The 11,559-nt window shown below is 75.1% G+C and carries 10 protein-coding genes; 5 read left to right on the forward strand and 5 right to left on the reverse strand.

Annotation, left to right across the window (positions count from 1 at the left end):
- Nucleotides 1-28: 28 nt before the first annotated feature.
- Nucleotides 29-1,144, reverse strand: coding sequence for a MerR family transcriptional regulator (locus ABZT47_RS32460; protein WP_354850706.1), 1,116 nt, complete (start codon nt 1,142-1,144; stop codon nt 29-31).
- A gap of 229 nt (nt 1,145-1,373) precedes the next feature.
- Here ABZT47_RS32460 and ABZT47_RS32465 point away from each other — a divergent pair, with 229 nt between their 5' ends.
- Genes ABZT47_RS32465 through plsX form a run of 4 tightly spaced genes read left to right on the forward strand, consistent with a single transcriptional unit; the run spans nt 1,374 to nt 5,914 of the window.
- On the forward strand, nt 1,374-2,429 hold the full coding sequence (locus ABZT47_RS32465; RefSeq protein ID WP_354850709.1) for a polyprenyl synthetase family protein: 1,056 nt from the start codon (nt 1,374-1,376) through the stop codon (nt 2,427-2,429).
- A complete protein-coding gene (gene crtI / locus ABZT47_RS32470; protein WP_354850711.1) occupies nt 2,429-3,898 on the forward strand; it encodes a phytoene desaturase family protein in 1,470 nt (489 codons plus the stop codon). The genes ABZT47_RS32465 and crtI (ABZT47_RS32470) overlap by 1 nt, the downstream gene beginning before the upstream one ends.
- Nucleotides 3,895-4,827, forward strand: coding sequence for a phytoene/squalene synthase family protein (locus ABZT47_RS32475; protein WP_354850714.1), 933 nt, complete (start codon nt 3,895-3,897; stop codon nt 4,825-4,827). Before crtI (ABZT47_RS32470) ends, ABZT47_RS32475 begins: the two co-directional genes overlap by 4 nt.
- 1 nt (nt 4,828) lies before the next feature.
- The gene (gene plsX / locus ABZT47_RS32480; protein ID WP_354850717.1) at nt 4,829-5,914 is read left to right on the forward strand and encodes a phosphate acyltransferase PlsX; all 1,086 of its coding nucleotides are present in this window, start codon (nt 4,829-4,831) and stop codon (nt 5,912-5,914) included.
- Nucleotides 5,915-5,946: 32 nt separating this feature from the next.
- Here the strand turns inward: plsX and ABZT47_RS32485 are convergent, their stop codons facing one another.
- The gene (locus ABZT47_RS32485; protein WP_354850720.1) at nt 5,947-6,795 is read right to left on the reverse strand and encodes a spheroidene monooxygenase; all 849 of its coding nucleotides are present in this window, start codon (nt 6,793-6,795) and stop codon (nt 5,947-5,949) included.
- Between ABZT47_RS32485 and ABZT47_RS32490 the strand changes: the two genes are divergently transcribed.
- Nucleotides 6,776-7,366: a glycerol-3-phosphate acyltransferase gene (locus ABZT47_RS32490; RefSeq protein WP_354850750.1), complete on the forward strand. Its 591-nt coding sequence runs from the start codon at nt 6,776-6,778 to the stop codon at nt 7,364-7,366. The two genes, ABZT47_RS32485 and ABZT47_RS32490, sit on opposite strands and share 20 nt — an antisense overlap.
- Here the strand turns inward: ABZT47_RS32490 and ABZT47_RS32495 are convergent.
- From ABZT47_RS32495 to ABZT47_RS32505, 3 genes are all read right to left on the reverse strand, one after another.
- Nucleotides 7,317-8,582, reverse strand: coding sequence for a glycosyltransferase family 2 protein (locus ABZT47_RS32495; protein WP_354850723.1), 1,266 nt, complete (start codon nt 8,580-8,582; stop codon nt 7,317-7,319). The two genes, ABZT47_RS32490 and ABZT47_RS32495, sit on opposite strands and share 50 nt — an antisense overlap.
- A 146-nt stretch (nt 8,583-8,728) precedes the next feature.
- On the reverse strand, nt 8,729-10,249 hold the full coding sequence (gene crtI, locus ABZT47_RS32500) for a phytoene desaturase family protein (RefSeq protein ID WP_354850727.1): 1,521 nt from the start codon (nt 10,247-10,249) through the stop codon (nt 8,729-8,731).
- Complete coding sequence (locus ABZT47_RS32505; protein ID WP_354850730.1) at nt 10,237-11,043, reverse strand: carotenoid biosynthesis protein; 807 nt, start codon at nt 11,041-11,043, stop codon at nt 10,237-10,239. Before ABZT47_RS32505 ends, crtI (ABZT47_RS32500) begins: the two co-directional genes overlap by 13 nt.
- Between the last annotated feature and the right edge of the window lie 516 nt (nt 11,044-11,559).

Raw genomic sequence — 11,559 nt, forward strand, 5'->3', positions numbered from 1 at the left:
GCCGCCACCGCGGCCCGCAGAGATGGGCTCAGCGCAGAAGGCCCATGACGGCCGTGATCGCCTCCGGCAGGGTGGACACGCGCGCCGTCCCGGGCGGCAGGACGTCCGCCCAGCCGGGGCCGCCCACCACCACACGGCTCGCGGGCCGTAGCCGGGGCAGCGCCGCGAGCGGCACCGCGTCGCCGGTCTCCCGCCGGTGCGACCAGACGAAGACGACCGAGGGCCCGAGCCGCCGCATCGCCGCCTCCAGCGCGGCGTACGGCGTGCGGGGGCCCAGCACCCGCGTCTCGACGGCCAGCTCGCCCAGCGCCGCCGCCAGCGCGTACACCGGCAGGCTGTGCTGCTCTTCCTCCGCGCACGCGAGCAGCACCGGCCGCGGGTACGCCGGAGCCGGGGCCTCGCGGGCGCGGGCGGCCAGCGCGTCCAGCAGGCGCTCGGAGAACATGTGCTCCACCTCCACGCCCGCGCCCGTCTCCTCCTGCCTGCCGACGATGACGGCGAACGCCGGCCGCACGAGCCGTTCCCAGGTCCAGGCGACGCCCCGGTCGTGCAGCGCCGCCTCCAGCCGGCCGTCCACGGTGCGCACGTCCAGCGCGAGCGCCGCCCGCGCGAGCGCCGCGGCCGAGGGCGGCCGTCCCGGCGTCGCAGGAGACCTCGCTTCTTCGCCGCGCGCGTGGCCGGGTTCACCGATCGCCGTGCGGCCGGGCACGCCGCCTGCCGTGCCCGGTGCACCGGCCGCCGGGTGGCCGCTTTCACCGGCCGGGGTGCGCTCCGGTGACGGCACGGACCCGGCGGTCGCGGCCGCAGGGGCGACCGGGCCGGGCGGCGGGCGGTGGCGCAGGGCGTGACCCGCCGCGTCCGCCGGAGCCACCCCGGCGTGGATGAGCCGGTTCATCTCCTCCAGCCGGCGCAGGTCCGCCTCGTCGTAGCGCCGGTGCCCGCCCGGGCTGCGGCGGCTCGGACCGATGCCGTACCGCAGGTTCCAGGTGCGCAGCGTCGGGACGGGCACGCCGAGCCGCCGTGCGACGGCCCCGATGCCGTAGCCGGGCTCGTCCCCGGCCGGCGGGCCGCCGCCGTCCTGCGCCGCGCCGTCGCCGTCCTGCGCCGCGCCGTCGCCGTCCTGCGCCGCGCCGTCGTGCCCCACCGGCCGCCCCACCCTCCGTCGTCGTCCATCTCCAGCCGCCTCGCCGCACCGCGCCCAGCGGTTCGGCCACGGCCGGCTCACGAACCAGGGCGCATTGACCAGCGGAGGTTCATCTTCTGTCCCGCTTTGCAGAGCATGCCCGGCATGGGTGCAACCGCGCCGCCGAGGAGGCACGAAAACTTTACTGATGAGGCCCATGATCCCTGCAATGGCCGAAGGAGCGGTGCCCATGGTGACGTTGGCCCGGGAGAAGAGCGAACTCCGCGAGCTGATCGACCGCCACCTCGGCCACCTGCTCGAACGCGAGATGGGCCGGCTGGACTTCCTCGGGGACGAGGAGCGCGCGGCCGTACGGCGATATGTGGCCGACTTCGTCCTGCGGGGCGGCAAGCGGCTGCGGCCCTCGTTCGTGTACTGGGGGTACCGCGCGGCGGGCGGCTCGCCCGCGGATCTGGACGTCGTGCTTCCCGCGGCCTGCGCGGTGGAACTGCTGCACGCCTGCGCGCTCCTGCTCGACGACGTGATGGACGAGGCCGGCACCCGGCGCGGCCAGACCACGGCCCACGCCGGGCTGGCCGCCCGTCACCGGGAGCTCGGCTGGTCCGGCGACCCCCGCCGCTTCGGCGAGTCCACCGCCGTGCTGCTCGGCATGATGGCCTTCACCTGGGCCGACGCGGCGCTGCTCGACAGCGGGCGGCGCCTGGGCGAGGCCCTGGAGATCTTCACCCGGCTACGCGTCGAGATCATCGCCGGGCAGTACATGGACCTGGCCGGCGCGGCCCGCGGAACCGGCGGCCGCGAGGAGGCCACCCTGATCGCCAGGTACAAGTCCGGCAAGTACACCGTCGAGCGGCCCCTGCACCTCGGCTGCGCCATCGCCGGGGGCGGCCCGGCCGTGCGCCCGACCCTGAGCGCGTACGCGCTGCCGCTGGGGGAGGCGTTCCAGCTCCGCGACGACGTGCTCGGCGTGTTCGGCGACCCGGCGGCCACCGGCAAGCCCGCCGCGATCGACCTCCTGCAGGGCAAGCGCACCTACCTCACGGCGGTGGCCCGCGAACGGGCCGGCGCGCGCGGCGCGGCCGTCCTGGACCACGTGCGCGACCAGGACGACGTCGCCGCCGCCCGCGACCTGATCGTCTCCACCGGCGCGCTGGACACCGTCGAGGCGCGCATCGCCGGCCTGCTGGTCGCCGCGAGGGCGGCGATCGACGGAGCGGACCTGCCCGCCGAGGCCGCGGCCGCCCTGCTCGAACTCGCCGACGCGGCGACGGCCAGGAACGCCTGATGGGGGCGAGGCACCCCGTCGTGGTCATCGGAGCCGGGCTCGGCGGACTCGCCGCGGCCATGCGCCTGGCCGGGGCGGGCCGCGAGGTGACCGTCGTGGAGGCCCAGGACGACCCCGGCGGCTGCTGCGGAACCGAGTCCGCCGGACCCTACCGGTTCGACACCGGCCCCTCGGTGCTCACCATGCCCGGTGTGCTCGCCGGCACCTTCGCCGCCGCCGGGCAGGGTATGGACGGCTGGCTGCCGCTGCGGCGGCTCGACCCGTTCTACCGGCTCACCTACCACGACGGCTCCAGCCTGGACGTGGTCGCCGGAGCCGAGGCCATGACCGAGCAGGTACGGCTGCTGTGCGGGCCCGAGGAGGCGGTGCGGTACCGGCGCCTGCGGCGGCTGCTGGAGGAGATGTTCCGCCTGGAGTGGGCGGCGTTCATCGACCGGGACATGACGCGGCTGCGCGCGCTCGCCCGCCCGTACGCGCTGGCCAGGCTCGCCGCGCTCGGCGGGTTCCGTACGCTGGACGGCCTGGTGCGCCGGCACCTGACCGACGACCGGCTCATCAGGGCCCACACCTTCCAGGCGCTGTACGTCGGCCTGGCCCCGCGCCGCGCGCTCGGGATCTACGCCGTCATCGCCCACATGGACACCGTCGGCGGCGTGTACTTCCCCGCCGACGGCGGTATGCGCGCCATCCCGCTCGCCATGGCCGGCGCCGCGGGCAAGGCCGGGGCCCACCTGCGGTACGGCGTCCGCGCCACCGCCGTGGAGGCCGACGGCGCGGGGGTGACCGGCGTCCGCCTCGACACCGGCGAACGGCTCCCCGCGAGCCACGTCGTCGTCGCCTGCGACCGGGCGGCGGCGCACCGCGGGCTGCTGCCGGAGGCGGCCGACGACTGGCGGCTGCGGCGTCCCCGGTTCTCCCCGTCCTGCCTGGTCGCCCACTTCGGCCTGGATCGGCGCCTGCCCGGCCAGGCCCACCACACCCTGCACTTCGGGCGCGAATGGGACGCCACGTTCGACGCCCTGGAGGCGGGCCGGCCGCAGTCCGACCCGAGCCTGCTGGTCACCTACCCCAGCGGCGACGACGCCGCCGCGCCCGAAGGGCACGCCACCCTCAGCGTGCTGGAGCCCACCGCGAACCTGACCGGCGGCGGCGACTGGGAACGGCTCACCCCCCGGCTCCTGCACCGCATGCTCGGCCGGCTCGACGCCCTCGGGTACGGCGACCTGTCGACGGCTCCGCACCTGGTCCTCGACCCGCCCGCGTGGAGCAGGCGCGGGCACACGGCGGGCACCCCCTTCGCCCTCGACCACCGGTTCACCCAGACGGGCTGGTTCCGGCCCGCCGGCGCGGCCCGCCGCGTCCCCGGGCTGCACTTCGCGGGCATGTACACCGCGCCCGGAGTCGGAGTGCCGCCGGTGCTCATCTCCGGCCGCCTGGCCGCGGAACGCATCCTGGAGTCCACCCCATGACATCCCACCCCGCGGCGCCCTCGCGCGCCACCACGCTGACGGCCAGCTACGAACGGTGCCGGCGGCTGCACGCCTCCTACGGGCGCTCGTACTACCTGGCCACCCTGCTGCTCCCGGCCTGGAAGCGGCCCCACGTGCACGCGCTGTACGGCTTCGCCCGCCACGCCGACGAGATCGTCGACTCCTTCGCCATGACCGGCGACCGCGGAACGGCGCTGGAGGATCTCGTCGCCCAGCTCGTCGCCGGCCTCGCCGGGGAGACCGTCGCGGACCCGGTGCTGCCGGCGTTCACCCACACGGTGCGCGGCTTCGACATCGACCTCGCCGACATCGACGCCTTCCTCGCCTCCATGCGCGCCGACCTGACCGTCCACCGCTACGGCACCTACGACGAGCTGCTCGGGTACATGGACGGCTCGGCGGCGGTCATCGGCACGATGATGCTGCCCATCCTGGAACCGCTGCCGGGCGCCGTGGGACGGGCGCGCGAGCCGGCCCGTCAGCTCGGCCTCGCCTTCCAGCTCACCAACTTCATCCGCGACGTGGCCGAGGACCTCGACCGGGGACGCATCTACCTCCCTCTGGAGGACCTGGAGAAGTTCGGAGTCTCGGAACAGGACCTGATCGCCCGCCGGACGACCCCGGCCGTCCGTGACCTCATCGCCTACGAGGCCGACCGGGCGCGCGACCACTACCGGCGAGCGCTGGAAGGCATCGAGCTGCTCGTGCCGTCCTCGCGGCCATGCGTGCGCGCCGCCTACGAGCTGTACGGCGGGATCCTGGAGGAGGTCGAGGCGGCTGGATACGACGTCCTGGCGGGGCGGGTACGTGTGCCCCGGCGGCGCCGGCTCGCCATCTTCACCAGGTACCTGACCGCCGCGTCCGCCGCCGGACGCGCCGAGCGCCGCACCCAGGTGAAGGCCCGCTGAGATGGATCGCGACCACGACACCCCCTCCCAGGCGGACACCCCCTCCACGCCCGCGTCCCCGCCCACGCCGGCGCCGGGCACGCCGAGCGGGCGGAACGCCGCGTCTCCGGCGGTCCCGTCGCGGCCGGTCGTCCTCGACGCCATGGGCGGGGACCACGGCCCCGCCGAGACCGTGCGCGGAGCCGTCCAGGCGCGGCGGGAACACGGCGTCCAGGTGATCCTCACCGGCCTGCCGGACGTCCTGAGCCGTGAGCTCGCGCGTCTCGGCGCGGCGGGGGAGGCCGACATCGCACCGGCCACCGACGCCGTCCCGATGTCCGAACGCGGCGTCGGCGCCCTGACCAGGACCGGATCCAGCCTCGCGGTCGGCCTGGACCTGCTGCGGCAGGGCATCGGCGGATCTTTCGTGTCGGCCGGCTCCACCGGGGCCGTCGTCGCGAGCGCGATCGGCCTGCTCGGCACGGCCCCGCAGGTGCTGCGCCCGGCGCTGGCCGTGGCGCTGCCGTCGCTGCGGGGCGGGGCCACGGTACTGGTCGACGCGGGCGCCACCGTCGACCCGACCCCGCAGATGATCGCGCAGTTCGCGCTGCTCGGCGTCTCCTACGCCCAGCTCGTGCTCGGCGTGGACGACCCCTCGGTGGGCCTGCTCTCCATCGGCTCCGAGCCGGGCAAGGGCAACCGGCTCACCCGCCGGTCGGAGGAACTGCTGCGCTGGATGCCGTTCCGCTTCCACGGCAACGTGGAGGGCGACGACGTCCTCGCGGGTACCGTCGACGTGGTGGTCACCGACGGATTCACCGGCAACGTGGTGCTGAAGAACGTCGAGGGGACGGTCCGGGCGACCCTGTCCCTGGTCACCCGGTGCGGCATCGCCGGGCCCGACGATCTGCGGCAGGTCGCCCGCCGCTACGACCCCGAGACACACGGCGGAGCGGCCCTTCTCGGCCTCGCCGGCACGGTGGTCGTGGCGCACGGCTCCTCCCGGGCCGCGACGATCGCCCGTGCCTGCGTCGTCGCCCGCGACCTCGCCGAGGGCCAGGTCGTGGCGCGCGTGCGCGAGCACCTGACCGTCACGCCCGCCCGGTGAGGCACGCGCAGGCGCGTGCCTGCCGGACCCTCTCAGGGGCCCTCGTGCGCGCGGGCGGCGAGGGGATCGGCGCCGTCCCACGTCCCCTCGCTCCCGTAGGGCGCGAAGCGGGCGAACAGCTCCTCGGAGTACCAGCCTTCCGCGCGGACCCGTTCGACCACCCGCCGATGCGGGCCCTGCGCGTACGCGAAATCGCGGACGGCCGCGGCGTCCCGCCAGAGCGAGAAGGTGGCCTGCCGGGCCAGCGGCCACTCGCCGATGCCCACCGAGGCCAGGCACCCGTCCTCCTCGCGCAGCGGTCGCTCGACCCCGGAGACCGACCGGTAGAAGGGCACCAGGCTCCGTGGCCGGATCGCGGCCCTGGTCAGCACCGCGACCGGTCCCGTCCTGTGCTCCGGCGCACCTCCGCCCAAGGACCCGAGGCCGGAGCCCCCGTCATCGTGCGGCGTCACGCCGTGGACGACGCCGCGAGCGGGCGGCTCGCTACCCTGGGCAGGTGCGCGATGGTGGACGGAGTCCGGGCCGAACGGCGCCACTCCGCCCCAGCGTCCGCGGGAGGCCAGCGGCGCCAGGCGCACCTGCCACGACTCGGCGGCCTCGCGGCGCCACCTGGCCGGGATGGGGGAGCGGGCGAGGAAGCGGTCCAGCGCCGCCTCCTCGCGCCACACGGCGAGCAGCGCCCAGCGGCGGGCGTCCGCGCCCAGCGTCATCGACCGTCCCCGCCCTGTCCCGAGCAGCCGCCAGAACAGCAGCCCCTTCGTACGGCGCAGCACCGGCCGGTCGAACGCCATGTACCGCGCGGCGCCCAGGTCCGCGTACCTGTTGAGATGGAACGAGGCGATGATGCTCCCCGTGCCGGTCATGTCGCTGATCTCGGTCATCGGCGGTTACCTTCTCGGCTCGATCCCGGTGGCGGTGCTGGTCGCGCGGGCCCACGGGTTCGACCCGCGTGACGTCGGCGACCGCAACCCCGGCTTCTGGAACGTGCGTGAGCGACTCGGCGCGGGCGGGGCCGCGCCCGTCTTCGCCGGCGACATGCTCAAAGGCGTGCTCGCCGGACTGCTCGGGCTGGCGGCCGGGGGATGGCACACGACCGGTCCTTGGGTGGTCGCCGGGCCGAGCGTGCTCCCCGCGTACGCCGCCGTCGCGGCGGCGATGGCCGGGCACGCCTGGCCGGTGTTCGCCCGGTTCCGCGGCGGGCGCTCGATCCTCACCTTCGCCGGAGGGATGGCGGTCATCTGCCCGCCGGCGTTCGCCCTCGCCCTGGTCCTGCTCGCGGCCGTCGCCATGCTCACCCGGTCGTTCGCCATCGGCGCCAGGGCCGGCGTCTTCGCCCTGCCGGTGCTGCAGTTCGCCTTCGCGCCACTCGGCCACGTCGCCGCGACGGGAGCGCTGATGTGCCTCATCGGCCTGCGCTTCGGACAGGCGGCTCTGGCGGCGCGGCGTTCGTGACGGTAGGCGCCTCCGGCGCCGCCGCGTTCGTGCGGGCATGCGGCTGTGATGGCGCGGCCTCGGTGGCGGTAGGCGACTCCGGCGCCACGGCGTCGCCGACCTCGTGGGACGCTCCGGCCGGCGCGGCGCTCGCGACCGCACCCCCGGGAGGGACGCGGGGATAGGTGCGATCTCGCCAGGTCCGCACCGGACGCAGCGTCGCCAGCGTCAGCCGTACGGCCGTGGCCGGGTCGAGCAGCACCGACAGGGCGACGCCGGGGCCGGGACGCGCGTAGCTCCTTCGCAGCGCCCCCGCGAGCAGCAGCCGTACGGCCACCAGCGCGAGATCGAGCCGGGTCGGCCGTCCGGCGGCCAGCCTCAGCACAGGAAGGGCGGCGGCCAGCCACACGACGGCGAGGTCGGCGGCCTGCCACGCGGGACCGGTCACGTCGCTGAGCGGCAGCGACCGTCCCCACTGCCGCCACACGTCCGTCGCCGACTCGTGCATGTCGACCTCCAGCAGGCCGCCCGCGTCGAGGAACCCGACCACCCACCCCCGCGCGGCGAGCAGTCGCGCGAGCGCGACGTCGTCCGTCATGTGGCCGCGAACGCGGGCGAACCCGTCGGCGCGCAGCAACGCCTCGCGCCGGAAGGCCAGGCACTGGCCGTTGGCGACGACGCGGTGCGGCGGCGGGGGCGTGGCAGGGCCGATGGGACCGAACCGGTAGACCAGCGTGGCGAGGAACGAGGCGTGCAGCGCCTGCTCGGCGGTCCCGTCGCACACGAACCGGGGGCCAACGCTGACCAGGTCCCTGCCCTCCAGCGCCGTGACCAGCGCGCCGAACAGTCCGGGAAGCGGCCGGGCATCGGCGTCCAGCGTGACGACGATCGCGCCGCGGGCGCGCAGAAGTCCCTGGTGGAGGGCCCACTGCTTGCCCACCCAGCCGGCGGGCAGCGGCCGTCCCCGCACGACCGTCGCCCCGAGCGCGGCGGCGAGCCGGGCGGTGCCGTCGGACGACTCGTCGTCCACGACGATCACCTCGGCCACCGCCGGGTCGGCCAGTACGGCCGTCAGGCACGGGCCGATACGGGCCTCCTCGTCCCTGGCCGGGATCACCACCGAGATCGGCGCGGTGACGTCCGGGCCCCCGGGGGCGAGCGGAGGCAGGCGGCGTCGCCCGCGCGCGAGTCGCACGCCGACGGCCAGAGCGGCCAGCGCCTGCGCGCCGGTGAGCACCCGTCCGAGATGCCGGCTTCCGCCTCCAGGCCGCCAACCGCCCGACGACCGGGATCCGGCCGCCGCTTGGGAACCGGCCGCCGCTTGGGATCCGGTCGCTGTGGCGCGGCGCACGTACTCGAAGGCCGCGGCCGCCCGGCGCCCCGTCACCATGCCTCGCCGCGCCCACGGGTGCCGGCGTCCAGCGGTACGGCGCCAGGGTTCGCGGTCGTTTTCGTCTTGGCGTTCCGGCCGTGGAGGTCCTCGTTCACCAGGTCGGCGACGATCCGCCCGCCCATCGTCACCAGCGGCAGCCCGCCGCCGGGATGGACCGAGCCCCCCACCAGGTACAGGCCCCGTCGAGGACCTCGGTTGCCGGGCCGGCGGAACGGCGCGAGCCTGCCGGCGTACGCGCCCCCGTAGATCGCCCCGCCCCAGGCTCCGTAGCGGTCCCGGATGTCGGCCGGAGTGAAGGTCTCCAGGAAACGCAGCCGCCCGGATAGGTCGTGCCCGCGCTCCGCCAGCCTCTCGAGCACGCACTCCCCGTAGGCCTCGGGGGACACCGGCCAGCGCCCCGGATCTCCGGCGGGCACGTTCACCAGCATGACCCAGTTCTCCGCGCCGGCGGGCGACTGCGAGGGGTCGTCCACGGCCGAGCAGCCGATGTAGACCGTCGGGTCCTCCGGGGGACGCCGCCGCTCGAAGATGTCACCGAACTCCTCGCGGTAGTCGGCGGAGAACACGACCGAGTGGTGCGGCAGTCCCTCGGTCCTGCCTTCGACGCCGGCGAGCAGGAGCAACGCCGAGGACGACAGTCCGAGCCGCGCGATGCGCCGCAAGCGCACCCGGTCGGGGAGCAGCCGCCCGTACAGGGACGCGGCGTCGGCGTTGACCACCACGGCGGACGCCGTGACCACCTCGCCGCTCGCCAGCCGCACGCCGTGGGCGCGCGTCCGGTCGGCCAGCACCTCGCTCACCTCGGTGGAAAGGTGGACCTCGACGCCGGCCTCGTCCAGCAGCGCGCGCAGGGCGTCGGCGATGCGGGGCAGGCCGCCCGGCACGTACCAGCCGCCCTCCCCGTGCTCGATGGCCGGGATGCAGCCCAGCGCCGCGGGCGCCCGGTACGGGCTCGACCCGGCGTAGGTGGCGTACCGGTCGACGTACTGACGCAGCCGGGGGTCGCGGAAGAACGCTCCGGCCAGACCGTGGAGCGTGCGGCCGGGGGCGACCGCCCACAGGTCCGTGGCCCGCACTTCTTGCGGCGGCCGGGTCAGCGGCGCCATAGGACCGGCGAAGAAGGTGCGCCGCGACGCCTCCAGGCAGCCGCGGGCCCACCGGTGGAAGGCCCGCCACCGCTCGCCCTCCCCGGGCGCGAGCCGCTCGACCGCCGCCGCCGTGCGCTCCGGGTCGCGGTAGGCCGAGAACGACGTCCCGTCGTGGAAGCGGTAACGGCACAGGACGTCCAGTTCGAGGAGGTCGAGCTGGACGCCGAGCTCGCGGAACAGCCCTGGGAGCGTCAGCAGCGAGGGGCCGAGCGAGAACGTGAACCCCTCGCGGCGGTGCTCGGCGAGCTTGCCGCCGAGCCGGGGCAGGCGCTCGTACAACCGCACGGCGTGCCCGTCACGGGCGAGCAGCAGGGCGCAGACCATGCCGCCCACACCACCGCCGACCACGATCACCTCCGCCATCGATACCTCCATGCCAGCAGGGAGAACGTGCCCATGGCGACTCCGCCCGCCGCGGCGACCAGGAGGTCGGGCGGGCGGAACACTGCCGCGAAACCGATCGTCTCCATCACGGCCATCACCGTGTACACCGCGACCAACCCTGTGCTGCCGGAGGACGGCCCGCCCGCGACCCGGTCGATCAAGACCATGACCAGCAGGGACACCAGGAACCAGCCGACGAAGTTGCTGAACGGCACTCCGCGGTACGGCCCCGTGTCCTCCCATCGCCACAGTCCGAGGCGGAGCATCTGGGGGTCGAGGAACAGATCCCACGCCGTCAGGGCCAGCGCGCCCACGCACGCGCGGGCCATACGGCCGCGAGGAGCGACGCGGCGGGCGACCGCCTGCGCGGCCAGCCCCATGCCGCCCCAGGCCAGCGCCACGATGAGGGGAACGCCGCCGGGGCTCGGCCACAGCACCCCGGTGTAGTGGTACGAGCCGAACGGCACCCCGGACCGCGTGCCGATCCACTCCGCCGCGTAGCCCACGGCGGCCGCCCCGCCGAAGGCGGCGAGCGCCCTGGGCAGCGTGTGCGCGGCCGCCGCGTAGGCGATCGCGGAGGCCGCCAGCAGGACGACGACCAGGCTGACCAGCCTCAGGTCCTCATGGCGCAGCCCCGTCTCTACTTGGGCCGCGACCATGGCGGCGAGCAGGGCCGCGCCGGCGACCCGATAACGGGCCTCGGCTCCGCCACGGCCGCCGCGCCCCGGTCGTCCTGGCCCGGCTCTCTCCCTGAGCGTCTCCCACGCGTTCACACGTAGTCATTCGATCGACGTCGGCGCCGTAGATGCATGAACAGCGCGCCGTGTCCCGGCCGAGGCGTGGCTGCGCGGGCCCGCCGCGATTTGACGGACCCCGAGACCGCCCTTACTGTTCTTCTCGCCCCAGGGAACGATCGGCCGCCGTCAAGGCGCCGGGATCCCGGGGAACTCTCTGATGACACCCGCGGATCCGGCGTAACCACGGTGGGTCCGGCGTCACAGTGCTGCGCAGCGAAGCCCTTCGAGCCTCTGACCGGCTCGGTTGACCTCGCCCAAGCAGTAGGGTAAGTTAGAGGGGTTGCCCTGGAGACGGGGCGGCCTGAATGCTCGTTGGTTCGGGTGGCGGGAGTCAAGTGCCGGTAACGGCGCGATTTGGTTCCGGTCGACCGGATCGGCTAAAATGAAGGCATACGAAATGAACGCCCCAGTCGGGGGTCGGGTCCTTGGTGGGTCTGGTTTCCGGTGGTGTACGCGTCCGTTTCTTGAGAACTCAACAGTGTGTTAAAAGCC

The organism is Sphaerisporangium sp. NPDC005289, from assembly GCF_040607455.1.
Lineage (GTDB): Bacteria > Actinomycetota > Actinomycetes > Streptosporangiales > Streptosporangiaceae > Sphaerisporangium > Sphaerisporangium rhizosphaerae.